This is a genomic window from Vibrio sp. YT-18 (genome assembly GCF_033337345.1).
Taxonomy (GTDB): domain Bacteria; phylum Pseudomonadota; class Gammaproteobacteria; order Enterobacterales; family Vibrionaceae; genus Vibrio; species Vibrio alginolyticus.
This window is the reverse complement of record NZ_JAWOQO010000010.1, coordinates 1-25,085: the sequence shown is the minus strand read 5'-3', so window position 1 is coordinate 25,085 and position 25,085 is coordinate 1. Positions and strand designations below refer to the sequence as shown.

Sequence of the window (25,085 nt, the reverse complement as noted above, 5' to 3'; positions counted from 1 at the left end):
TTACGTGGCGAATACACTTTATGACCGTACTATCGCTTTCGCTGGGATTTGCCAAGCTGTTGCTTTAGTTCAACAGGTAGCGAGAAACGGACATTGTGATCAAGATGCTTTTGAAACATCAATCAACGCTATTTTGAGCACGAACCCTGCTAACACAGTTGGCGTATTCGGTCGCGAAGCCGATCTAAAGCTCGGCCTAGAATGCTTGGTTAAAGGGATTGATAGCACACCATCAGGCAGTGAAATTACTCGTTACATTATTAGTTTAATGGCGTTAGAGCGTAAGTTAAGCTCTCGTAACGATGCTATGTCTCAGCTTGGTGATCGTATTCAAATGGCCAAGCGTCAGTCAGAGCACTTTGAGCTACTAGACGATCAAATGATCAGCAATTTAGCGAGCATCTATCTGGATGTCGTTAGCCCTATTGGCCCACGCATTCAAGTAACAGGCACGCCATCTGTACTGCAGCAGACGGCAAGCCAACACAAAGTTCGTGCGCTGTTGTTATCTGGCATTCGTAGTGCAGTTCTTTGGCGTCAAGTTGGTGGTAAGCGTCGCCACCTAATCTTCGGGCGCAAGAAGATGGTAGAGCAAGCACAAATCCTTCTTGCTCGTCTGTAGTAAAATATCAAATAAGCAGCTCGCGTTTATCGCGAGCTCATTTTTTTCGACTAAAACAAATCTCGCGCAAACGTTTGCGCAATATTCGTGACAATTGCCACAGTTATTGGTATAAAGCTCACGAAATTTAGAAACCCAATTCAGGAGAACATCATGGAACTGTCAGCATTGACTGCTGTTTCACCAGTAGACGGCCGTTACGGAAGCAAGACAATTGCGTTACGCGAAATTTTCAGTGAATACGGTCTACTAAAGTACCGTACTATCGTTGAAATCCGCTGGCTACAAAAGCTTGCTGCTACTGCTGAAATTGCAGAAGTGCCAGCGTTTAGCGCAGAAGCAAACCAATTCCTAGACGACCTTGCTGCAAACTTCTCTGAAGAAGATGCACGCCGTATCAAAGAGATCGAGCGTACAACTAACCACGACGTAAAAGCGGTTGAGTACTTCCTAAAAGAGAAAGTAGCAGACGTTCCTGAACTGCACGCAGTAAACGAGTTCTTCCACTTCGCATGTACTTCTGAAGACATCAACAACACATCACACGCTCTAATGCTTAAAGAAGCTCGTGAGAACGTGATTCTTCCAGAAATCCGTAACCTAATCGACGCTATCAAAGCACTAGCAGTGGAATACCGCGACATTCCTCTTCTATCTCGTACACACGGTCAGCCTGCTTCTCCATCTACTATGGGTAAAGAAATGGCAAACGTGGCGTACCGTATGGAGCGTCAATTCAAGCAAATCGAAAACGTTGAGATCCTAGCGAAAATCAACGGTGCAGTAGGTAACTACAACGCACACCTTTCTGCTTACCCAGAGCTAGATTGGCACAAGTTCTCTGAAGAGTTCATCACAGAGTCTCTAGGCGTAACTTGGAACCCTTACACAACTCAAATCGAACCGCACGATTACATCGCTGAGCTGTTCGACGCTATCGCTCGTTTCAACACTATCCTGATTGACTTCGACCGTGACGTTTGGGGTTACATTGCACTAGGCCACTTCAAGCAAAAAACTATTGCTGGTGAGATCGGTTCTTCAACAATGCCTCACAAAGTTAACCCAATCGACTTTGAAAACTCAGAAGGTAACCTAGGTCTTGCGAACGCTGTATTCGGCCACCTAGCACAGAAACTGCCTATCTCTCGTTGGCAGCGTGACCTAACTGACTCAACAGTTCTACGTAACCTTGGTGTTGGTGTTGGCTACGCAATCATCGCTTACACTTCTACGCTTAAAGGCATCAGCAAGCTAGAAGTAAACCGTGAAGCGCTTCTTGCTGAACTAGACAAGAACTGGGAAGTACTAGCAGAGCCAGTACAAACGGTAATGCGTCGTTACGGCATCGAGAAGCCATACGAGAAGCTAAAAGAGCTAACTCGTGGTAAGCGTGTTGACGGCGAAGCAATGCGTAACTTCATCGACGGTCTTGAGCTTCCTGAGCACGAGAAAGCACGTCTGAAAGAGATGACGCCAGCGAACTATATCGGTCAAGCAATCGAGCTGACAGATAAGCTGTAATCATCCTGTAACGACCAGATACTTAAAAGGTTGACGCGAAAGCGTCAACCTTTTTTAGTTAGGAGAGTTAGGTCGGGAGAAAATAATCTTAGTTATATGGAATGGATTATTAATTGAAGATCAGCCCCATTTGTTATGGCTGCTTTTGGAAGAACAAGGTTATTGTTCCTACTTCCACACCAAACTTTTTTATTTTCGTTAGATTGAAAACGTGTCTGTCATCCTGACGATAAAGCCAATCATCAAAAGCAACCGTCACTGATGAATCCTCCATTTGTAGCTCAAAGTCATATTGCCACTGTAGCGCATTGCCCTGCTCTTCCCCTGTTGCTACACCTATAATATCGTCTGCCTTACCTTCATAACGACCGTCTTCTAATCTAGTGATAACCCAAATTCGCTGGTCCACCTCTCCATCATCAAACACGAAGTCTTCCACCAGCGTCAGCGTATCACCCTCTACAGTACCCACTATATCGACTTCAAAGCGACGGGTTTGCTGTTCGGTATAATCTTGCACCATCCCCCACGCCTTTATGTCACCTTCGAAATAACCGAATACGTCAAAAGTCGGTGTAGAAGAGCGGTAATTATCAATGTCTGCGGAACATGCCGAAAGAAAAACAGCTGCCACTAAAGTCGCTGATTTAAAAATTCGTTTAAGCACTATCTAACCTGCCCTATCAATTGTTTTCGGAGTTTCGGGAATTCTGTGTTGGGTGATAACCATATAGCTAAAAATGCATCGTTCATTCGTTCGTCTTCAATGATGCCAACGTTCTTTACTTGCACGTCCCCAACCTGCTTATAAAACAGCTGACCAGATTTTCCATCTGTTAGATAAGTAAGCTCGTCACCTTTTTGAATATCAGGAAACATACGATCGAGCTCGCTGATCCAAGTTTTTCGATATGAGTCAGTAAAACCCAGTTTAGCCCACTGCTCATCCGTCACATCAAGCAGCTGTTGCTTACTGATGTCTCTCTTGTAATTAATTTCCAATGCAAGGGGATGTGGCGATATGTCATCGCTTACGATGAACTTTCCATCAGGCGCTTTTAATCTTGAGTGATAAATATCGAAGATGAACCAAGTAAGTTGGGCTTCTCCAACAGTTTTCCATCCCTTCCAATTCGCAATTTTGCTTGCGGCTTCGCTGTTTCCAACAGGTTGAGCTTGCAGAGCAAAAGAGCCAGTTACTATTACCAACGCAAGCAGCCTAGTCAGGCTCTGAGTTAAGTCTCTCTTCAAGCTTTTCATTTCCGTACACCTTGAGTATCAAGAGCATCATGACGCACCATTCTACAAACAACATTGCCAGTGTAGCGCCAGTGCTAAATCCAAATTCAACGGCTTGGAGCTTATAGCCAGCAAAGTAGCTCGCTGTTCCTCCGAGTCCGCCTACTATTGATACGTAGGTTTTTGGGAAACGGTACAAAATTGACTTAAGTTGATAGGCATACCAAGAAAACAAAACCCACAAGCATAATAACCAGACTGGCAGCCATGGGGTTGGAAAGACAAAGACCGAGAGTTGTTGATTGAGCGTATCAAGCACGAGCCCGCTCGTGACGATCACACCAATACTTTTGAGCGAAGATGCATCGCTTTTCAGACAATATAGTAGGGTTGCCAAAGTAAGGAATAACGTGACCCATTGCCATTGATAGGTTCCAAGCACCGCTGCAAACCAGCAGAGTTGGAACCATGTCGAAGCAAGAAATACCTTCATAACGAACTACGGGCGTTGAAACGTCATGTGAACGGCACTGATCGTGCGAGCCAAAAAGCCACCTTCACAGTAGCTCAAATAGTAGCGCCACATACGCACAAAGCGGTCGTCGTAGCCAAACGAGCGCACTTCACTCTCTGCTCGATTAAAACGAAGGTGCCATTCGTTCAGCGTCTTGGCGTAGTCCAAACCAATATCGAACAAGTCTCGCGTCACTAAGTCACTGTACTTTGTTGTTGCTTGGGTTAGTGAGGTTACCGACGGTAAAAAACCACCCGGGAAAATGTACTTTTGGATAAAGTCGACGTTGTTACTGTAGTAATCGTAACGCTGATCGGCAATCGTAATCGCTTGAATCGCCATCAAGCCACCAGACTTCAATAAAGACTCACAGACCTTAATGTACGAAGGCAGGAATTGTTTGCCCACAGCTTCAATCATTTCTATAGAAACGAGCTTGTCATAAGTGCCGGTTAGGTTTCGGTAATCTTCTTTGAGTAGAGTGATTTTGTCTTCTAAGCCACGCTCTTTGATTTTTTGCTCCGCGTACGCGTGTTGCTCTTCAGATATCGTTGTTGTGGTGACCTGACAACCGTATTGTTCAGCCATGTAAATCGCCATAGCGCCCCACCCAGTGCCAATTTCAACAACATGATCGGTAGATTTCAGCTCAAGTTGCTGACATAGACGATCCATTTTGTTGATTTGAGCCTGCTCTAGAGAGTCATCCGCATGATTGTAAAGCGCCGACGAGTACAGCATATTGGTGTCAAGGAACGCTTCGTATAGGTTGTTACCCAAGTCGTAATGCGCATGGATATTTTTACGTGAGTTCTCTTCAGAGTTTCTGTTTGACCAATGGCTGAACTTGTACAGTATTTTAGTCAACCAACTGCCTTGCTCTTCGAGTTTATCTAGAGCACGCATGTTAAGGGCCATCAGTTTCATTAATGAGGTTAAATCGGGGCTATCCCACCACCCATCCATATAAGCCTCACCAGCAGCAATACTGCCGCCCTGCAAGATCCGTGAATAAAAGCCTGGATGTTTTACCTCTATAGTAGCGACAACAGGTTGACCACTGTACTCCCCATTTGGCGCACTAAAACGCTCGCTTCGCTCTGTCGTTTCCGTCTTAAAACTTTCAATAACTGTTAAGCAGCCGATTTCCATTTTTTGCAGACATTGAAAAATAACTCCGCGAGCCGCTTTTTGCGTTGTCGTCAATTTACGCGGCAATGTCATAGAACTAGTATTTAACATGCAGAATTCTCCTTGTGCTTTTTATTTTTTTTGTCTGTTTTTTCAGTATCGGCTTCTATTTCTTCATGCGTTGAATATTTAGGATGAGAATAAAAAGGTGCGCCTTTCACCCAAAGTTTTAATGCGTGCCAATAAATACCAACCATTACTTTTACCGTTTGTATTGGTGTAACGATCAAACACCTCAATAAGGTTTTGCTTGAAAGTGGCTTGGCTTTCATAACCATGGTGGCATCAAAGTGTTTCTCTCCTTTGTGACATTCAAGATGAATATTCAACTTGTCTGTCAAAGGTTTAATTCTCCAGCGGTAGAGTTGGTCAATCGGGTTGAATGGTGAAACATGGAATGCTTTATCTTGTTCCCAACCAAACTTTTCTTCTTCTTTATCTGCTGACACCACGTAGTAATGTCGTTCATTCCAAGGAGTGTTACTCACCTCTGCGAGGAGATACTTCCATTCTCCTTCCGTGTTATAAACGTAGTAGAAATTAACGGGACTGAAATAAAGTCCTAAATAACGCAAGTGACAGACTGCGATTACCTTGCCGGTACAGCGAACACCTGTCAGTTCTTCAATTTTGCTGTGCACTGCCGACTTGACGCTACCTTCACCAATGTAATCACTGCGCTTAAAGCGAGCCCAATGCCACCAACGCGAACCAAAACCCCATACTTTTTTCTCTAAAGCATCGATCTCGTCTACATCGATGGCGGGCATAAATAAAGAGTAGTTCAACTCATGATTCACAGGCGTGAATCGACGGTGACGAACGTTGCCTATAAACAATCGGCTGTTCATTTGGCTATCCATATCACGCTGCGCCTTTTTCGAAACGAACCACATTTTGTTCGCGGTACTTTTCTTCTAGTTCTTTCACAACATCAAGCGCGCTACGCACGCCATCTTCATGAAAACCGTTGTACCAATAAGCGCCGCAGAACCAGGTACTTTGTTTACCCTGTATCTCATTTTTGCGCTGCTGCGCTGCAATAGACTCAGTGGTGAATACTGGATGATGATAAGTGAACGAACGCAAGACTTTATTTGAGTTAATTTGCTCAGTACTATTCAACGTTACACAAAACGTGTGTTCTGATTGAATATGCTGAAGAATGTTCATGTTATAAGTGAGCGAAGGGAGGCGTTGCTGTTCCTCTTCACTGCCTTCCAATAGGTAGTTCCATGATGCCCATGCTGCCTTACGTTTTGGTAGTACGGCAGAGTCGGTATGAAGAACAACTTCATTTGCTTGGTATGTCATATCCCCCAAGATTTCCTGCTCAATTGGGCTGATATCCTCTAGCATTCTCATTGCTTGATCACTGTGACAAGCAAAGATAACGTCATCAAACCAATGCGTTTCTCCGCGAACTTGAACGCCAACCCCTTTTTCGTTGCGAACCACTTTTTCGACAGGACTATTAAGACGAATATTCTCCGCAAAGCCTTTGGTCAATGGTGGAATGTATGAACGTGAACCACCTTTAATCACATACCATTGTGGTCGGTTAGTCACATCTAGCAGACCGTGGTTGAGGAAGAAACGTAAGAAGAACATAAGAGGGAATGCGCGCATGTCAGCTAAAGTCGACGACCAAATCGCAGCACCCATCGGTAAAATGTAGTTATCGGTAAAGAAAGCACTGAATTTGTGTTCGTCAAGGAACTCACCTAACGTCTGAGATTGCGAGGATTGCTCGCTAGAGAAGCGCTTGGCAAGTTTATTGAAACGAAGTATCTCGAAGATAAATCGATAAAATTTGGGGTTTGCCCAGTTGCGTTTTTGAGCAAACAATGTCGACACTGTGTGGCCGTTGTACTCTAGTCCGTTCCCATCGTTTCTGACACTGAAGCTCATTTGAGTAGGCAGACCTTCAACGCCAATCTCGCTCATCATTTTAATGAAATTAGGGTACGTACGATCGTTATAGACGATGAACCCGGTGTCTATCGCGTATTCTCTACCATCAAGGATCACATCAACGGTTGCAGTATGGCCACCGATGTAATCGTTCGCTTCAAACAGCGTTACATCATGTTCTTTATGCAAGTAATAACCACAAGTAAGGCCAGAGATTCCCGTTCCCACAATCGCTATCTTCTTTCTTCCTGCTGTTTTCATTTTTATTCCTTCTTATGATACGAGTTTAGCAGTTAGGCGAGCTTGCCAACTGTATGGAAGTAACGAGATAAAACGTAAAATACTGGTAAATCTCGCTGGGAAATAGATATGGGTCTTGTTGGCGGCTAACTGCTTCCTGATAGAGTCCGACGCTTGCTGAGTAGAAATGATCATTGGCATTTCGAAGTCGTTTTTGTCAGTCAACGGCGTTTCAACAAAACCAGGAAACACCGTTACCACATTGATCCCTTTCTTTTTCAAGTCGACGGCGAGCGTGCGTGCAAAATAACTGACTGCCGCTTTGGATGCGCCGTAAGCTTCTGCACGAGGCAGTGCCACTTCTGATGCGATAGAGCCAACAATAACAATGCGGTGCCCTCTCTCTAAATGTACTTGGCAGCCTTCAACGCAGTTGGCAACACCGACAACATTTACGTTCATCACACGCGCCATGAGTTTCGCGTCGACCACTCCCTCATCCATGTACTCACAATCGCCTGCGTTAAAAACCCATGTGTTTGGCGTAAAGGGCAAATTGGAGAGAGCCTGCTGAGTTTCCTCATAATTTGTCACATCAAACTGCAGTGTATGAATTTTGGAAGAAACTGCCTCCAGTTCTGCAAGAACATCTTGATTCCGACCACAAGCAATCACATTCCATTCTGAGTTCGCGTAATCTAGCGCAAGCTGTCTTCCTATTCCGGAGGTGGCGCCTGTGATTAAGATGGTGTTGTTCATTGTCCTAACCTCTGCTTGATGGTTTTAACGACTGAACCTAGTAATGGTAAATGCTCATAGAGCATCTCTCCGAGATCAAAATAGTCCCGGTGATAAATGACCTGACCTTCGCTAAATTTGAGGTGCGAAACACCATTGACGAGAATAGGCGCACCCTTCTGAAGTTTGGGATGCTGAAGGTCCATTGTCCAAGTTAGGAAGCCTGTATCTCCGACTTGTTGATGCTCATGGATTACAAAATCACAACTGATGACGTTGGCATATAATGAGGTGAAATAATCCGAAAGTGCTGGCCATCCTTCTAAACGATGCGCTGCGTCCTCAAATACTACATCTTGGTGATATATATCCTTAAGCAGATGTAAGTTTGCTTTGTTGAGCTTTTGATAGATATTGCCAACAGACTGTATGTCCATTTTTTACTCCTACACGCCCATTAAGTTGTACAAAATTATTATATGTACAAGATAGTTCATTCCACCAAAGTTGTACAAAAATAATTTTGTATAACTTTATTTCTGTAAGTAGTACGTGATGAAGTTCGCACGCGATCAATCGGCGAAAAAAAAGGCTTGGTCAAAACCAAGCCTTTTCAGCAAATTAACAATTATTTAAGTAGACACAGTTAGTATTGCTGGCCTCGCAACGCTGCAATACGTTTATCTAGCGGAGGGTGGCTCATTAGTAGCTCAGTCAGCGACTGCTTGCCGTTGATACCAAATGCCATCATGGTGCCATCCAGTTGAGATTCATGACTCACCTTCAAACGCTCTAGAGCCGCAATCATTTTTTCTTTGCCAACGAGGCACGCAGCACCTGCGTCCGCGTGGAATTCGCGATGACGGCTGTACCACATAGTCAAGAAGCTAGCTAGGAAACCAAATACCAGTTCAAGCACCATGGATACGCCAAAGTAAACCATCATATTTGTACCTTGGCCTTCTTCATCATCGTTCGATGCCACAATATTGGCAATAAAGCGTGATAGGAAGATAACAAACGTGTTCACGACACCTTGCATCAACGTCATCGTGACCATATCACCATTTGCAATATGGCTCACTTCGTGTGCAAGTACTGCCTCTGCCTCATCACGAGTCATATTGTGTAAAAGACCAGTAGAAACTGCGACAAGAGAGTCATCTCGTTTTGCACCAGTCGCAAATGCATTGATATCTGGTGAATCATAAATAGCCACCGTTGGCATACCAATACCCACTTGTTGAGCTTGACGACCCACAGTTTCGACTAACCAATGCTCCGTTTCGTTGCGCGGGCTTTCAATGACCATACCACCAACCGAGCGTAGCGCCATACCCTTTGACATCATCAACGAAATAAATGCGCCACCAAAACCAAATACAGCAGCCATTACAAGTAAACCTGACAGACTGCCTGGTTGCATTCCAGTTACAGCGTAAACAATATTCAGAACAACACTAAGCACTAGCACGACAGCTAGGTTAGTTGCTAGGAATAACATAATTCGCTTCATTACTTTTCTCCGAGGAAGCTTATCGTTTTTTTAAAACGGATTGTTATAAGGAACAAATGGTAATCGCTATAAAAGCCAATTCCGTTGATTTTCATGTTCCGTGCGTTATAGATATAGTCTATCCGCGATAAAAACAAGGTTAAGCAATAAATTGCAACATTTGTTTTCGGGACTGAAATATTTGATTCAAGCGATTTCAAAACATGCTTTGGTAGGAGCTGGAACCTCCGTTCATATACATTTATCAAAATGATAAAATAAGCTCTGAGCTACCCATCATCTATTGATAGATGATCTTGGTGTTAAATCTATCACCTCTTAGCAACTTAGCTAGAAATTTTTTAATAGACCAAAAACAGTACGTTAGCTCTGCTATAGACTTTGGTCTTATTGTGCGGCTACATGGACATGCTAAATTCGAATGAGATGAACAAAACAGAGCCACTCTAAGTACATTGCAAAAAGTGCATTGGGTGAGCTCAAAAACTCCATGTATTGAGGGAAAAACCATGGTAGAAACTAACGACTATCAAATGGCTATTGATTTACTACGTTGTCACCTAGGCATCTCAGAGGACGAGGCAAAGCAACAACTTGGTATTTCAACCGATCATCATATGTCTCAGCGTGTTGCAGAAACACAACAAGCATTGATGGGGCTCAGCCAAGATAAGTAATCTGACTTTTTAGGTTACACCAACAAGAAAGGGCTGCATTGCGCAGCCCTTTGGGTTTTTTAGTCTTTTATCCTAAACACCATTAGTCAGTGTTTAGCAACGGCTCTACATTAATGTACTTGCCTAGCTCTTTGCGTTTAGCACTTGGAATATATGGAATTTCCCCAAGCTTAGGTGCATCGATACGTGCTTCTAGCATCTCGATAATGTCAGCGTAGTGCTCTGTGCCTGGGTTGACGCGGTTTGCCACCCAGCCAACAAGATTCAAACCATCCGCTTTAATACTCTCCGCTGTGAGTAAAGCGTGGCTCAAACAGCCTAATTTAATGCCAACCACCAGTACAACAGGTAACTGCTCTTCTTTTACCCATGTAGATAAACAGTCCGTATCGGATACTGGCACACGCCAGCCTCCAGCACCTTCAACGAGAACAACATCGGCTTGCTGCTTATGTTGAGCCAGTTTTTGACTCAGAACATCGTAACTTATTTCGACATGTTCATGCTTCGCTGCAATGTGGGGAGAAGCAGGCAACTCTAAAGCGTATGGGTTCACATCATCATAGGCCACATCGAGTGTTGCGACGTCTTGTAAGTGTAAAGCATCAGAGTTACGCCATCCGGCTTCAGTCTTGTCACTCCCTGCTGCCACTGGCTTATAACCAATAGTGTTTAGTCCTTTTGCGGCGATCGCTTGCAAAATGGCTTTAGACGCTACCGTCTTTCCAACATCAGTATCCGTACCAGCAATAAAAAAAGCATCAATCATAGATGTATTACTCCAAAACAAACCTGATAACTTGCAGGTAGAAGACCTTGATCGTTTTTAAACGCTTGGTACGCATGCTCAACTTTTAACAAAGTCTCGCGACTAGTTAAACCGTGTGAGCGCCCGCTTACGTGATTTGCACCTATACCTTTGAGGTCACGCATAACTGAAAATGCAGAGTCGTACCAAACTGTGATGGTGGTCAAGTCTAGTTGATGGCTGTCACATCGAGATTGCGCTAACGCAATTTTTACCTGATTGAGCGTTAGAAAGTTATTGACGTGTTGATATGCATCAATTTTTTCCCATGATGCACGCAGCTCATACAGTGATCCATCAACCAGTGTAGAGAACCACGCTTTCCCACCATTTTTTAGCACGCGGCGCACTTCTTTTAGTGGGTAACTTAAATCTGTACACCATTGCAGCGCTAAACTTGAAAACACGTAATCGAAGCTATCATCGTCAAATGGTAAGTTTTCAGCATCAGCAACTTGGTAATGCATTCGTACTGCACCACAACGCTGCTCTGCTTTATCTAACATGGCTTGAGAGATATCGCCGCAGACTACTTCCGCACCGCGTTGTTGAAGTAGTTGGGAGAAATAACCCGTGCCACAACCTAAATCCAATACACGTTTTCCCGTCAAGTTTTCAGGAAGTTTATCAAGCAGCTGATGCCCGACATCACGTTGAAAAGCCGCATGTTTATCGTATGTTTCTGCTGCTTTACCAAACGAAGAGGCAATCGCGTCTTTATCTTGATGGAAGCTCTCTAACGCGAGCGTTTGCGCTAATGCGGTAGTTGCATTATCCATTACAGCGCTCCTAATGCTTGCTTCAATGCCATTGAAAGCGTTTTAACTTGTTCGTTGGTGTGATTGGCAGTGAGTGTGATTCGAAGGCGAGACGTCCCTTTAGGCACCGTCGGTGGTCGAATAGCGGTAACCCAAATGCCGTTTTGGCGACAAGCGCTCGCAACCTGCAAAGCCAGTTCAGATTCACCAATCACAAACGGCTTAATCGAAGTCTGAGTCTCAACAAAGCCCTCCAGATCGCTGAGGCAGTCTCGATACACTTCACTAAGCTCTGAAAGCTTTTCACGTCGCCAAGACTGCTCTTGAACGATAGAAACCGCATGCGTTAGCGCATAGGCTTGTGCCGGAGGCATCGCTGTGGAATACACATGGTGACGAGCAAACTGAGTTAAAAAGTCCCCCGTTGCGTGGTCACATAAAATAGCCGCGCCAGACATACCAAACGCTTTGCCGAAAGTAACGATCAGTATCTCGGGTTTAAACGTTGCCAACTCACAAGAACCACCACCGGATTGACCAAGAACGCCAATACCATGAGCGTCATCGACAGCAAACCAAGCATCATGACTACGAGTGACTTCAGCTATATCGCTAAGCGGCGCACAGTCGCCGTCCATGCTGAATACCCCTTCAGTCACAACTAGATGGTTGTCTTCGCTATTAATCAGCGACTTTAGGTGCTCGATGTCATTGTGTTTGAAGCGCTTCATCTTAGCTGGTGACAACGCCCCCGCTTCCATCAATGAAGCATGATTCAAACGGTCTTGGATCAATACGTCTGATTTTTCCAACAAGGTGAACAACAAGGCTTGATTAGCACTGAATCCAGAACCAAACAGAATTGCTCTGTCGTAACCCAACCATTCGGTCAGTGCGGCTTCTAAATTGCTGTGCGCGGCACTAAAGCCAGTCACCATCGGTGATGCTCCACTGCCACTACCATATACGCTTAAACCTTGCTGCCAAGCCCGAACAAGCGCTTGGTCATTAGCCAATCCCAAATAATCATTACTTGAGAAATTAATGTAGCGTCTACCTTCGTGTTCCAAAACGGACTGGTTACCGGCAAACACCACATTCATAGAACGATTCAACCCTTGCGTTTTACGCTCAGCAAGGGCGGACTCGATACGAGATTTAAACGCTGGCATCGTAGAAAAGGTCGTCTTTTGTCGGACGGGCAGCAACGCGCTCTACGACGCGATCGAGTAACTCGTTTTCTTCGATTTCATCAGGCTTTTGAGACACCTCTTGGCTGTTAATACCGAGCTTGTTGAACAGCATCATGTCTTTGTCTTCAGAAGGGTTTGGCGTGGTCAGAAGCTTGCAGCCATAGAAAACGGAGTTTGCACCCGCCATAAAACACAACGCTTGCATTTGTTCGTTCATGTTTTCACGGCCAGCGGATAAACGAACGGCTGATTGAGGCATCATGATTCGTGCAATCGCAATCAGGCGAATGAAATCGAAAGGCTCAACATCATCCACTTCTTCCAGTGGTGTCCCCTTTACCTTCACGAGCATGTTGATTGGAACGCTTTCAGGGTGTACCGGTAAGTTAGCCAATTCAACCAACAAACCAGCTCGGTCGTTAGCACTTTCACCCATGCCGATGATGCCACCGGAACAAATCTTCATGCCAGCATCACGAACGTGAGACAAAGTATCTAAACGGTCTTGGTAAGTACGTGTGGTAATGATGTTGCCGTAAAATTCAGGTGAGGTATCTAGGTTGTGGTTGTAGTAATCCAGACCTGCGGTTGCCAATTGCTTTGCTTGATCTGGCGTCAACATGCCTAATGTCATACACGTTTCTAAACCCATGCCCTTCACGCCTTTGATCATGTCGGTCAAATGTGGCATGTCACGCTCTTTCGGGTTTTTCCATGCTGCGCCCATACAGAATCGAGTAGAACCAGCATTTTTGGCTTTTTGCGCAGCATCGAGTACGCGTTCTACTTCCATCAGACGCTCTTTTTCGATGTCTGTGGTGTAACGAGCACTCTGAGGACAGTACTTACAATCTTCTGGACAAGCACCTGTCTTAATCGACAGAAGCGTGCTTACTTGAACATGGTTGGTTTGTTGATATTGACGATGTACAAGCTGCGCTTCGAATAGGAGATCCATGAATGGTTTTTCCATGAGATCGCGCACTTCAGCATGCGTCCAGTTATGACGAACTTCCACGTGTATTCCTTTAGTCACTTTTGTTGTTGTGTTGACAGTCTACTGAGTCTCGATAAACTGTCAACACAACACAAAAGAGCAAAGTTTACACCTGTTTATTTTTTAACCTCAATTACTATTGGAATCGCACATGGATCTCGCCTTCGACCGCCAGCATATCTGGCATCCTTACACTTCTACATTGACACCTCTGACCTGCTACCCAGTGGCATCGGCAAATGGTGTGCACATTAAATTGGAAGATGGTACTGAGCTGGTCGACGGCATGTCTTCTTGGTGGTCGACGATCCACGGCTACAACCATCCGCATTTAAATCAAGCCGCTCACCAGCAAATCGATCAAGTCTCTCACGTGATGTTTGGCGGGATTACCCACCAGCCAGCAATCAGTTTGTGTAAGAAGCTACTGTCCCTAGCACCAAGTAATCTTGAACATGTATTCCTTGCCGATTCAGGCTCCGTTGCCGTAGAAGTCAGCTTAAAAATGGCGCTGCAATATTGGCATGCAAAAGGCGAACGTCGACCGAAGTTTCTTACTTTGCGACACGGTTATCACGGCGACACCTTTGCGGCCATGTCGGTTACCGATCCTGATAACTCAATGCACTCTCTTTACAAAGGCTTTTTGCCTGAGCATATCTTTGCGGAGTCACCAACTTGTGGTTATTGGGATGAATGGGATCCAGAAGATCTTACTGACTTCGAGCACAAGATTGAGACGCACCATAAAGAACTTGCTGCGGTGATCCTAGAGCCTATCGTTCAAGGCGCAGGTGGCATGCGTATCTACCATCCAGAGTTTCTCAAAGGCGTGCGTAGGCTTTGTGACAAATACGGTTTGTTATTGATTGCAGATGAGATCGCTACTGGTTTTGGACGCACAGGCAAATTGTTTGCCTGCGAACATGCAGATATTCAACCAGACATTCTGTGTGTCGGGAAAGCACTCACTGGCGGCTACATGACCCTCTCTGCAACTCTGGCGAGCAAACACGTTGCGGATACCGTTTGTGGCGGTGATGCAGGTTGTTTTATGCATGGCCCAACCTTTATGGGTAACCCACTTGCCTGTGCTGTTGCCACTGCAAGTTTGGAATTGATTGAGCAAGGTAACTGGCAACAACAAACCCAACAAATTGAAACGATGTTTTCTGAGTTACTACCAAAACTTGAAGAATACGAGTTGGTGAAGAACACCCGTTGGTTAGGTGCCATTGGCGTAGTGGAGACGCATCGCCCTGTGAATATGGAAACCATCCAAGCCTTGTTTGTTGAACACGGAGTGTGGATTCGTCCATTTGGCAAACTGATTTATATGATGCCGCCGTTCATCAGCAAGCCGGAAGATATTGAGAAGCTAGTTAACGCGATTGATGCGGCGTTGCAACGTAGAGACTGCTTCGCTTCATAGTTCAATTCAATACGAAAACGGTTTGAGTATGAGACTCAAACCGTCTCGTTATTTATTTGAGCAGTAAAGCTATCGAAGTTGACTGTCTTTACTCGTTCGTCGATTGAACAATGCTTGGCGTTGAGATACCAATTCGATTGTTGACTGACATTCGATACACAAACGAACGCCTTTCATTGCAAGACGACGCGCTTCTGGAATCTCATCACCACACTCATCGCAGTAATGGGCGCTCTCACCCTTTATGATACTGCCACGAACACGGGAAATCTCGTCGTCTATTGTGTTTTGAATTTGTTGGCTGACGCTATCGTCGTTTGCCCACCCTACGGCCATAAGCCCTCCTCGTTACTTGAATGAGAAAATCTACTTACCGTGGTAAGGTGGATGATTATATCGATTACAAATAACAAGATAATTAGGATAAATTCGAAAACACTATTACGTTTTAGTAATAATTACTCTGTAATCGATTATTCGGCACTCTCATGGAAAAGCAATGCAAGGTTACTCATACTCCCTTCCTCACATTCAAAGTACTGCGTTTGCTCAGGCTCTCTCAAAGTAACACTGAGTATTTTCTCTACCTCACCAAACTCCTCGCTAAAGTACTCACTGACTAATATGACGCGCTCACCAATACTAAATTCCAGTGACTTCTCATCTACCAACGCTCGATGATACTGGTCTAATTTAAAGTCCTTTACAGCTAAGGTTCTTTCAATACTGCTCCCCCCTAAGTTAAGCTCCGACAGTAGAACCTGACTGTTTATATTTTCTATTGATATTTCTAGACGGTTAGGATGTGAAGCATCACACTTAAATAGCGCAGTATTAGTGTGGCTGGAAGCACAAGCAGATGAACTAAAAATAAGTCCAAGCAAAGAAATGTTACGCAGCATTTTTAATCGAAGCATATTTTTTGTAAGCCTTTTCTAATTTGACGTCGTATTGATTTTTCTGATACTCAGAACCATTGTAACCACGAGCAAAGGCAGCCCAATTTTTATCTCTTATATGTTCACCTAAGCCAGACTTTTGGATAAACGTAACAAAAGCCTCAAGTTGTTTCTTCTCTGACTCGAATACAGCTTTAACAAAGGATTCAGCGGTAACATGACCAGCTAACTTGAAATTAAAGCCCATAATTTGGAAACGTCCCCAAGATGCGGAGCGGATTGCTGCATTTGAATTCAGTTCAATCGCTTTATTTAAACGTACGTATTCTGAGATACCACCAACATACAGACTTCGATTCCAATGCCGACTTGAAATACTTGGATGACTGTTATCGTAGGCTCTTGAAGTGAGTCTCGAAAATATATGAGCCTCAAACAAAATCTTTGGCTTACCATTGCTAAAGTAGGCTTCTCCTCGGCTCTCAACTTCCGCTACAGCTTTAATAGCAGCGACTTCGCATTCAAGGGTTTCAGCTACTTTGCGATAATCCAAGTCCGTCAACGCATCTCTTGAGCCAACCAAAGGTAACGTATATGCCACCGCAGTCTCAGGTGTTCGTTTTAAGTAATCATTCAGCTTACGATGGCTTCTTCCATTCACATCTATCCTTCCATCTGGCCGAGCCATCCCAACAAGGTTTTTCTGAAAAGCTTTAATTGCGCCGACAGTTTTGGAGTTTTCCGGTCTAGAGCCTAGTTTCCCATCCACTTTAAGTTCCTTTACTCCCTTTAAAGAACCAAGCAATTGGTTAATAGACCTTTGTACCGTACGAATATCAGCATCCACATTTTTACCACCCAAGCCAACAGAGCCGCTTATTCTTATTGAAGCCATGAAAGTACCTCCTCTTTATATTTTGGAGGAGCTTGTCATGCTCAATGAAGCTTAGAAAAATATCATTAGGGACTGGTTTTAATAATTTAGGCTAACTATGCAATACCTCATCCTACATTTACATAACAACGTATTTTCACTCGACGCAGATAACAAAAAACCCAGCACTAAGGCTGGGTTTTGGTGTTCTAGTGGTTAACGAATTAACCGATGTGCGTTGCGCCCGCCATGTACTTCTGAAGTACTGTAGGGATTGCAATGCGGCCGTCTGCTTCTTGGTTGTTTTCTAGGATAGCAACCATTGTACGACCTACAGCAAGACCAGAACCGTTTAGCGTGTGTACAAGCTCAGGTTTCTTCTCACCTTTACGACGGAAACGCGCTTGCATACGACGAGCTTGGAAGTCCCACATGTTAGAACATGAAGAGATTTCACGGTAAGTTTCTTGAGCAGGAACCCAAACTTCTAGGTCGTAAGTCTTACGAGCGCCGAAGCCCATGTCACCTGTACATAGAACCACTTTACGGTAAGGAAGCTCCAGAAGCTGTAGAACTTTCTCAGCGTGACCTGTTAGCTCTTCTAGTGCGTTCATTGAATCTTCTGGCTTAGTAATTTGTACTAGCTCAACTTTGTCGAACTGGTGCATACGAATCAGACCACGAGTATCACGACCGTAAGAACCTGCTTCTGAACGGAAACATGGCGTGTGAGCTGTCATCTTAATTGGTAGATCCGCTTCGTCAGAAATCGTGTCACGAACTAGGTTCGTTACAGGCACTTCTGCAGTAGGGATTAGAGACAGTTTACGTGGCTCTTCGTCGTTTACTTTTTCTACTAGCGGCTCAGTGTGGAAAAGGTCTTTACCGAACTTAGGAAGCTGACCAGTACCGAATAGGCTGTCAGAGTTTACTAGGTAAGGTACGTACATTTCTGTGTAGCCGTGCTCTTCAGTGTGAAGATCCAGCATGAACTGAGCGATTGCACGGTGTAGGCGAGCGAATTGGCCTTTCATCACGATGAAACGTGCGCCAGTGATCTTAACAGCACTTGCGAAGTCTAGACCGTCACCCATTTCGCCTAGGTCAACGTGATCTTTCAATTCAAAGTCGTAAGACTTTGGCTCACCCCAACGAGAGATTTCTACGTTGTCGTTTTCATCTTTGCCATCTGGCACTTCATCTGCTGGGATGTTTGGTACAGAAAGCGTGAATTCGTCTAGTTGAGCCATTACTTGCTCAAGTTCAACTTTCTTCGCATCAAGATCGCTACCTAGAGTACCGATTTGTTTCTTGATTTCTTCTGCGCCTTCTTTGTCGCCAGCCGCCATTTTTTGGCCGATTTGCTTGGAGATGGAGTTACGCGTGGATTGTAAATTTTCTACTTCTACTTGAATGGACTTACGTTGTTCTTCAAGTTTGCGAATAGTATCTACGTCTAGCTTAAAGCCACGACGCGCCAGTTTAGCAGCTGTTTCATCCAGCTCTGTACGAAGTAATTTAGAATCCAGCATTGTTAATCCTATGCTTTTTGTTGTGAAATCACGCGCACTTTCCAAGCGTACGCGTTAAAAAAATTTACTGAACAAATGTATCCAAAAACGCCTACTTTTCATAGCGCTTTTGTGGGCTATTTGCGTCTAAAGTAGCCAAGTAATCTAACTTTTCGCCGATTTTGGTCTCTAGACCACGATTTGTCGGCTCATAGTACCTACGAGCGCCCATTTCAGGTGGCAAATATTGCTCACCCGCAGCGTAAGCGCCAGGCTCATCGTGAGCATAACGATACTCTGCCCCATAACCCATGTCATTCATCAAACTGGTTGGTGCATTTCGAAGGTGATGCGGCACTTCATATTCAGGTAAGTTATGAGCGTCAGTGAGCGCTTGTTTCCACGCCACGTATACCGCATTACTTTTTGGCGCACACGCTAAATACACGATCGCCTGTGCAATCGCACGTTCACCTTCTGCTGGACCAACTCGGGTAAAGCAATCCCAAGCAGACAGCGCCACTTGCATTGCGCGAGGGTCAGCATTACCTACATCTTCAGAAGCGATCGCCAATAAGCGTCGAGCAATATACAAAGGGTCACAACCAGCAGCAATCATACGCGCAGACCAATACAGCGCAGCATCCGGGTTTGAGCCACGAATTGATTTGTGAACCGCAGAGATTAAGTCGTACCAGATGTCACCTTTGTTATCGAAGCGAGAGACCTTCTCCCCTGCTACTTCCGCAAGCAACTTAAGCGTGATCTCTTTTTCACCCTGCGCATTGTCTTCTGCCATGTCGTAGAGCAGCTCAAGGTAATTGAGAGACATACGAGCATCACCGTTTACCAGTTCTGCTAGGCGGTCTAATACGTTATCAGCGAAGTGTGCAGGTGTATTACCCAGCCCACGTTCTTTATCGCTAATGGCTTGGTTCAACGCCAACGAGATTTCATCTTTGTCGAGAGACGTTAGCTTGTATACACGTGCACGTGACAGCAATGCGTTGTTTAGCTCAAACGATGGGTTTTCTGTCGTCGCTCCAATAAAGGTAACCGTGCCATCTTCAATATGCGGCAAAAACGCGTCTTGTTGAGATTTGTTAAAGCGATGTACCTCATCCACAAATAAGATGGTGCGGCGACCCGCCATTTTATTCTCACGTGCTTTCTCGATTGCTGCACGGATTTCTTTCACACCAGACGTCACGGCAGACACGCGCTCAACTTCAGCATTGGCATAGTTTGCAGCCACTTCTGCTAATGTGGTTTTGCCTGTGCCTGGTGGTCCCCAAAGGATCATCGAGTGAATGTGACCCGCCTCTAGCGCACGGCGCAGTGGCTTACCGGGACCTAAAATGTGTTGCTGTCCGATGTATTGCTCGATCGTTTCCGGTCTCATACGAGCAGCAAGGGGACGAAAATCTTCGTCCCCCGAGAAATCTAATGTGTAATTACTCACTACCAATTAATTCCTTTGGTCATCCACTTCCACACCTTTTGGAATTGTGAATGTGAATCTGTCTGCTTTTGGTTTACCCAGCTTCACGTTATTAAAGGTGAACAAACCTTTTTGACCGTCTTGCTCAACCACATTGAAGCCTTTCACCACACCTTTAGCATCAATATTAATCTGGAATTGACCTTGTGTGGAGTCTACTGCAGTAGGAATGAGGATGAACTCATCACCTTTTTGAGAAATCTTGTAGTTATCCCAATCACTTGCGCGATTACGCGTTAGCAAAACAAATGGCGTTTGCTCTGTTGCTTGCTCTTGCCAGTAGATACTCACTTGCTCGATGAATGGGCTGTAGTACCACAATGTTTTACCGTCAGAAACCAGAAGGTTTTCATCTGGGAATGTAGTGCTCCAACGGAACAGGCTTGGGCGAACGATTTCGACCGTACCTTCTCCTTCCATCACCGTTTCGCCTTCTGGGCTGATAACTTGCTGAGAGAAATCCGCACTGAAGCCATCATTCATAGAAAGGCGTTTGTTTAGTTCATCTTTGGGAGACGCGGCGTGTGCAGTAGAGAAGAGGGAAAAGCTTAAAACAAGCGCGGAGAAAAGTTTCGCTGAAAATAGTTTTTTCATTCAGATACCTATTATTAGAACCACTCACCTCAGTTGGACTGAGGTGAGTAACACAAGTTCATTAATCTTTTGGTGGCGCAGGTGCCAGTACTTCACGGTTACCGTTATGACCCGGAGCACTTACGATGCCCTGCGCCTCAAGCTGCTCTACAATACGGGCGGCACGGTTGTAACCTATCTTAAATCGGCGCTGAACACCGGAAACCGAACCTCGACGTGATTGAACCACGTGCTCAACAACTTGATCGAAGAGCGGGTCTACATCTTCATCCGCTTCCATTTGCTCACCTGGCAATAGACTTTCTGGAGTTTGATCTCCACTGATGATCTCTTCAATGTAGTTCGGTTTACCACGCGCTTTCCAGTTGTTTACAACAGCATGAACATCATCATCTGATGCAAATGCACCGTGAACACGAGTTGTATGACTTGACCCCGGCGGTAGATACAACATATCACCCATACCAAGTAGTGATTCTGCGCCGCCTTGATCTAGGATTGTACGAGAGTCCGTTTTAGTCGATACCGTAAACGCAACACGAGTTGGAATGTTCGCTTTAATTAGACCGGTAATAACATCAACCGATGGACGCTGAGTCGCAAGAATTAAGTGAATACCTGCCGCACGCGCTTTTTGCGCCAAGCGAGCAATCAGTTCTTCAACTTTCTTACCGACCACCATCATTAGGTCAGCAAATTCGTCAACAACAACGACGATGTAAGGCAGCTTTTCTAGCAATGGCGGTTCAGTATCCATGCTGTCGCCTTCTTGCCAGAACGGGTCATGGATTGGGTGGCCCGCTTCTGCTGCCATCTTCAGTTTTTCGTTGAAGCCCTTCACATTACGTACACCTAATGCCGACATCAATTTGTAACGACGTTCCATCTCGCCCACACACCAACGTAGAGCATTTGATGCGTCTTTCATATCAGTCACAACTTCAGAAAGAAGATGAGGGATACCTTCATAAATAGAAAGCTCTAGCATTTTCGGGTCAATCATGATGAAGCGTACATCTTCTGGGCCTGCTTTATACAGCATGCTCAAAATCATCACGTTCACACCTACCGACTTACCAGAACCTGTTGTACCTGCTACTAGCACGTGTGGCATCTTCGCAAGATCTGCCACCACAGCTTCGCCCGCAATGTCTTGACCTAACACAACCGTTGTTGGTGACGTTGCTTGCTCAAACTGAGGGCTACTGATGACATCAGATAAATAGACCGTCTGACGACTCATGTTTGGCAGTTCCAAACCGATGTAAGGCTTGCCAGGGATTACTTCCACAACACGTACCGCCATCGCAGACAATGCACGCGCTAAGTCAGTTGAAAGACCAGAAATACGACTTACTTTCACCCCCGGCGCCAAATCAAGCTCAAAACGAGTGATCACTGGACCAGGATAAATACCAACCACATCGGCTTTGATTTTGTAGTCAGCGAGTTTGCTCTCTACCAATCGAGCGACCTGCTCTAGCGCATCACGGTCGATAAAGTTTTCACGTTTTTCTGGATGATAAAGCAACTCGAGCGTTGGGAGTGGCTCTTCCGGAACTGGCAAGTTTTCTTCTTTCTGTACCAAAAATGGGTTCTGTGTTGCAGCGACTTTGGCTTGCGCATTGGAAACCATATCTTGGAATGCTGTAACGTCTTGGTCGTTGTCTTGGATCTCTTCTACTTCCACTTTTTGAGGTGCAGGTTCAAATGTTGTTGAAGGTGTTGCTGCTTGCTGATGAGGCGTTGTTGGCTGTACTTGCTGTGCAGGCTGAGACTCCACTTCGTCTTCATCATCTAACACATCAAAGTCAGAGATCGTAGGCTCAATATGTTGGCTCGACTCTGTTTGAGCCGTGATGCTATCTAATACAGCAGAATCAATTGCAGGCTCTTCATGTACAGGATGCTCTATACTTGGCTGCTGTACTTGCTCTGCTTCAAATTGTTCGTACTCCGCATAATCTGGTTCAACACTGATCGGTTCTTCTGTAGCTGTATGTGGCTCTACATAGGAAGAGTAAGTGTTTGCAAATGATGGGGCTGCCTGTTCTTCAGTTCCCCAGTCATCTGCTTGTTGCGCCGCTGCTTCAAGCTCTTCTATCGTAACATTCAGTTGCTTGGTGCGTTCCAAGAGCGGATCAACGTTATCCGTGTTAACCGTATGGATAGGTTGTATTTGAGGCTCAGGTTCAGAATAAACTGGCGCAGCATTAACCGTAGCCTTGCGTTGTGGTGGCGTCGGTTCTACCATCGCCTGTTCCGCAGGCTTATCAGGTTTAGCTTGCGGCATATAAATAGGATACTCATGCGCTGGCGCCGGCTCTTTCGGTTCATCGACATCGTACGCCGTTAAATGAGGAAGCGGCTCATCATCAATTTCATGGTCTACATTATGTTTAGGCGTAGAGACTTTATCTTCTACAAACTCATCAAGCTGAGGTTCTAAAACTTCCTGCTCTGAACCTCTTGCCTTATTTGCAAGCGCGGCAATTAGTGCTAACGCACGATCACCAAGCCATTCCACGATGTTAAGCCATGAGATGCCAGTGAAGAGCGTAAAGCCCGCTCCCCACAAGAACAGCAGTACCAATGTGGTACCGAGTACATTCAATGTAGGTAAAGCGAGGCTAGACAACACATCCCCGACCACACCTCCGGATGAAAAATACCAAATGTCATCAAAATTAATATCGGCAAGACCGCAACTGGTCATAATAAGGACGACAAGACCGAGCAGCCTTGTACCCCATAGCATGAAATCAATTGGCTCATCTTCTCCTCGTTTACGGCAAATCACCCATGCAGCCGCCGCTAGCAAGAAAGGGATTGGGTAAGCGAGAGAGCCAAATGTGAAGAATAGAGTATCGGCTAGCCAAGCGCCGAAAAAGCCACCAGCATTATCGATATCCCCTCCCCATGCGGTTTGGGACCAAGAAGGATCGGCCGGACTGAAGGTAAATAGTGCAACCGCAAGCAATACCGAGCTAAGAACGCCAACGATAAAGCAGCACTCTTTTAAGCGTTGGAAGCCATTTAAGCGTGAAGACTGGGGCTCTTCACTGGTTTTGATAATGGTTTCGACTTTCTTTGCGTTCTCTTTGAACATAAATCAACTTGAATATGGAAATGAAATAGGAAATTGCAAAACATTCCGAGCGGCATCAAGCCGCTCGGTAAATTGATTTAACCATATCAAGGAGAAAAACCCAATTACTCTCTGGCGAAAGCGGAAGCATATACCGCTTTCTTTGCAAGAAATTAACGAGTTTTGATCACAAGCTGGTTAGATTGTTTCACTTCTTCCATAACAACGTATGTGCGAGTGTCATTTACGCCAGGTAGACGTAGTAACGTATCGCCCAATAGTCGGCGGTAAGCACCCATATCTGATACACGGGTTTTAAGAAGATAGTCAAAGTCACCTGAAACAAGATGACACTCTTGTATGTCGTCTAGCTTTTGAACAGCTGAGTTAAACTGCTCAAACACATCCGGCGCACCACGGTTTAGCGTAATCTCAACGAATACTAATAGTGATGCATCCAGGAACTGCGGATTCAATAATGCAGTATACCCTGTGATATAACCCTGACGCTCTAAGCGACGTACACGCTCCAAACATGGCGTTGGAGAAAGTCCCACACGTTTTGAAAGCTCAACGTTTGAAATACGACCGTCTTTCTGCAGCTCATTAAGAATGTTGCGGTCGATACGGTCTAGTTCCTTGGACGGCTTTTTATAGTTGTCTGCCATTTTTTATTCCACCTTATTACTTCCTTGCAAAAAAATATACTACAACTTTTTAATATTTGGTGCCAAATTTTACAAATCTATAACTATACTAGTTATTAATTCGACAATAACACCCTACTAACAGTTAATACAACCATTATAGAAAGAGGATACAGGATGATCATTGGCGTACCTAAGGAAATCAAGAATCACGAATATCGTGTTGGTATGATCCCAGCTAGCGTGAGAGAACTCATCTCACATGGTCACCAAGTTTTAGTTGAGACCAATGCAGGTGCCGGCATTGGTTTTTCAGACGATGATTACATCGCTGTCGGCGCATCCATTCTCCCTCATGCTGCTGACGTATTTGCGCAAGCAGACATGATTGTAAAAGTAAAAGAACCCCAAGCAGTAGAGAGAGCAATGCTCCGCGAAGGGCAAATTTTATTTACTTATTTACACCTAGCACCAGATTTTCCACAAACTGATGAGCTAATCAAGAGCAAAGCTGTCTGTATAGCCTATGAGACTGTAACAGATAATATGGGTCGTTTGCCACTGTTAGCACCAATGTCAGAAGTGGCAGGTCGGATGTCTATCCAAGC

The 25,085-nt window shown here is 44.9% G+C and carries 26 protein-coding genes; 5 read left to right on the top strand and 21 right to left on the bottom strand.

Features of this window, described 5'->3' with window-relative positions; all coding sequences use genetic code 11:
* Positions 1-4 precede the first annotated feature (4 nt).
* Positions 5-622: a high frequency lysogenization protein HflD gene (hflD, locus tag R7M72_RS14750; RefSeq protein ID WP_005378194.1), complete on the top strand. Its 618-nt coding sequence runs from the start codon at positions 5-7 to the stop codon at positions 620-622.
* A 153-nt stretch (positions 623-775) separates the two neighbouring features.
* Positions 776-2,146, top strand: a complete 1,371-nt coding sequence (gene purB, locus R7M72_RS14745; protein WP_005378198.1) for an adenylosuccinate lyase — start codon at positions 776-778, stop codon at positions 2,144-2,146.
* Positions 2,147-2,279: 133 nt separating this feature from the next.
* Here purB and R7M72_RS14740 read toward each other — a convergent pair whose 3' ends face one another.
* The 9 genes from R7M72_RS14740 to htpX all read right to left on the bottom strand — a co-directional run bounded on the left by R7M72_RS14740 (position 2,280) and on the right by htpX (position 9,498).
* Entirely contained in the window at positions 2,280-2,813 is a 534-nt protein-coding gene (locus R7M72_RS14740; protein WP_285386190.1) for a DUF3833 domain-containing protein, read from the bottom strand.
* Positions 2,813-3,406, bottom strand: a complete 594-nt coding sequence (locus R7M72_RS14735; protein WP_315956951.1) for a chalcone isomerase family protein — start codon at positions 3,404-3,406, stop codon at positions 2,813-2,815. The genes R7M72_RS14740 and R7M72_RS14735 overlap by 1 nt, the downstream gene beginning before the upstream one ends.
* The gene (locus tag R7M72_RS14730) at positions 3,366-3,878 is read right to left on the bottom strand and encodes a DUF2878 domain-containing protein (protein WP_315956950.1); all 513 of its coding nucleotides are present in this window, start codon (positions 3,876-3,878) and stop codon (positions 3,366-3,368) included. Before R7M72_RS14730 ends, R7M72_RS14735 begins: the two co-directional genes overlap by 41 nt.
* A 6-nt stretch (positions 3,879-3,884) precedes the next feature.
* Complete coding sequence (locus R7M72_RS14725; protein ID WP_132936558.1) at positions 3,885-5,141, bottom strand: SAM-dependent methyltransferase; 1,257 nt, start codon at positions 5,139-5,141, stop codon at positions 3,885-3,887.
* Complete coding sequence (locus R7M72_RS14720) at positions 5,135-5,953, bottom strand: DUF1365 domain-containing protein (protein WP_154204701.1); 819 nt, start codon at positions 5,951-5,953, stop codon at positions 5,135-5,137. The genes R7M72_RS14725 and R7M72_RS14720 overlap by 7 nt, the downstream gene beginning before the upstream one ends.
* 1 nt (position 5,954) lies before the next feature.
* Positions 5,955-7,265, bottom strand: coding sequence for an NAD(P)/FAD-dependent oxidoreductase (locus R7M72_RS14715; RefSeq protein ID WP_315956949.1), 1,311 nt, complete (start codon positions 7,263-7,265; stop codon positions 5,955-5,957).
* Positions 7,266-7,277: 12 nt separating this feature from the next.
* On the bottom strand, positions 7,278-8,003 hold the full coding sequence (locus tag R7M72_RS14710; RefSeq protein WP_213893731.1) for an SDR family oxidoreductase: 726 nt from the start codon (positions 8,001-8,003) through the stop codon (positions 7,278-7,280).
* On the bottom strand, positions 8,000-8,419 hold the full coding sequence (locus R7M72_RS14705) for a nuclear transport factor 2 family protein (RefSeq protein ID WP_005378211.1): 420 nt from the start codon (positions 8,417-8,419) through the stop codon (positions 8,000-8,002). The genes R7M72_RS14710 and R7M72_RS14705 overlap by 4 nt, the downstream gene beginning before the upstream one ends.
* 209 nt (positions 8,420-8,628) lie before the next feature.
* Positions 8,629-9,498 carry a protease HtpX gene (htpX, locus tag R7M72_RS14700; protein WP_318056237.1) on the bottom strand — a complete coding sequence of 290 codons (870 nt, stop codon included), beginning with the start codon at positions 9,496-9,498 and terminating at the stop codon, positions 8,629-8,631.
* A 509-nt stretch (positions 9,499-10,007) separates the two neighbouring features.
* Between htpX and R7M72_RS14695 the strand changes: the two genes are divergently transcribed.
* A complete protein-coding gene (locus R7M72_RS14695; RefSeq protein WP_005378215.1) occupies positions 10,008-10,175 on the top strand; it encodes a hypothetical protein in 168 nt (55 codons plus the stop codon).
* 82 nt (positions 10,176-10,257) lie between these two features.
* Here the strand turns inward: R7M72_RS14695 and bioD are convergent, their stop codons facing one another.
* The 4 genes from bioD to bioB are packed head-to-tail and all read right to left on the bottom strand — an operon-like array spanning position 10,258 to position 13,952.
* The gene (gene bioD / locus R7M72_RS14690; protein WP_005388086.1) at positions 10,258-10,944 is read right to left on the bottom strand and encodes a dethiobiotin synthase; all 687 of its coding nucleotides are present in this window, start codon (positions 10,942-10,944) and stop codon (positions 10,258-10,260) included.
* A complete protein-coding gene (bioC, locus tag R7M72_RS14685) occupies positions 10,941-11,762 on the bottom strand; it encodes a malonyl-ACP O-methyltransferase BioC (protein WP_005388087.1) in 822 nt (273 codons plus the stop codon). Before bioC ends, bioD begins: the two co-directional genes overlap by 4 nt.
* Positions 11,762-12,913: an 8-amino-7-oxononanoate synthase gene (gene bioF, locus R7M72_RS14680; protein ID WP_054576395.1), complete on the bottom strand. Its 1,152-nt coding sequence runs from the start codon at positions 12,911-12,913 to the stop codon at positions 11,762-11,764. The genes bioC and bioF overlap by 1 nt, the downstream gene beginning before the upstream one ends.
* Positions 12,900-13,952 (bottom strand): biotin synthase BioB, encoded by a 1,053-nt coding sequence (gene bioB, locus R7M72_RS14675; RefSeq protein WP_005378222.1) that lies wholly within the window; start codon positions 13,950-13,952, stop codon positions 12,900-12,902. Before bioB ends, bioF begins: the two co-directional genes overlap by 14 nt.
* Before the next feature lie 130 nt (positions 13,953-14,082).
* On the opposite strand from bioB, the gene bioA reads away from it, so the two are divergent.
* On the top strand, positions 14,083-15,363 hold the full coding sequence (gene bioA, locus R7M72_RS14670) for an adenosylmethionine--8-amino-7-oxononanoate transaminase (RefSeq protein WP_318056236.1): 1,281 nt from the start codon (positions 14,083-14,085) through the stop codon (positions 15,361-15,363).
* A gap of 69 nt (positions 15,364-15,432) precedes the next feature.
* Here bioA and R7M72_RS14665 read toward each other — a convergent pair whose 3' ends face one another.
* The 8 genes from R7M72_RS14665 to lrp all read right to left on the bottom strand — a co-directional run bounded on the left by R7M72_RS14665 (position 15,433) and on the right by lrp (position 24,498).
* Positions 15,433-15,699, bottom strand: coding sequence for a DksA/TraR family C4-type zinc finger protein (locus R7M72_RS14665; RefSeq protein ID WP_318056235.1), 267 nt, complete (start codon positions 15,697-15,699; stop codon positions 15,433-15,435).
* A 137-nt stretch (positions 15,700-15,836) separates the two neighbouring features.
* Positions 15,837-16,265, bottom strand: a complete 429-nt coding sequence (locus R7M72_RS14660; protein WP_115386395.1) for a hypothetical protein — start codon at positions 16,263-16,265, stop codon at positions 15,837-15,839.
* Complete coding sequence (locus tag R7M72_RS14655) at positions 16,255-17,157, bottom strand: N-acetylmuramidase domain-containing protein (protein WP_315956946.1); 903 nt, start codon at positions 17,155-17,157, stop codon at positions 16,255-16,257. Before R7M72_RS14655 ends, R7M72_RS14660 begins: the two co-directional genes overlap by 11 nt.
* A 203-nt stretch (positions 17,158-17,360) precedes the next feature.
* Positions 17,361-18,668, bottom strand: a complete 1,308-nt coding sequence (gene serS / locus R7M72_RS14650; protein ID WP_005437179.1) for a serine--tRNA ligase — start codon at positions 18,666-18,668, stop codon at positions 17,361-17,363.
* Positions 18,669-18,759: 91 nt separating this feature from the next.
* Positions 18,760-20,115 carry a replication-associated recombination protein A gene (locus tag R7M72_RS14645; RefSeq protein ID WP_315956944.1) on the bottom strand — a complete coding sequence of 452 codons (1,356 nt, stop codon included), beginning with the start codon at positions 20,113-20,115 and terminating at the stop codon, positions 18,760-18,762.
* Positions 20,116-20,742 (bottom strand): outer membrane lipoprotein chaperone LolA, encoded by a 627-nt coding sequence (gene lolA, locus R7M72_RS14640; protein WP_315956943.1) that lies wholly within the window; start codon positions 20,740-20,742, stop codon positions 20,116-20,118.
* 61 nt (positions 20,743-20,803) lie between these two features.
* Positions 20,804-23,851: a DNA translocase FtsK 4TM domain-containing protein gene (locus R7M72_RS14635; RefSeq protein ID WP_315956942.1), complete on the bottom strand. Its 3,048-nt coding sequence runs from the start codon at positions 23,849-23,851 to the stop codon at positions 20,804-20,806.
* Between the two features lie 152 nt (positions 23,852-24,003).
* Positions 24,004-24,498: a leucine-responsive transcriptional regulator Lrp gene (lrp, locus tag R7M72_RS14630; RefSeq protein ID WP_005378234.1), complete on the bottom strand. Its 495-nt coding sequence runs from the start codon at positions 24,496-24,498 to the stop codon at positions 24,004-24,006.
* Between the two features lie 156 nt (positions 24,499-24,654).
* Between lrp and R7M72_RS14625 the strand changes: the two genes are divergently transcribed.
* Positions 24,655-25,085 (top strand): alanine dehydrogenase (locus R7M72_RS14625; RefSeq protein WP_411913719.1); only part of this gene is annotated, 431 nt, incomplete at its 3' end.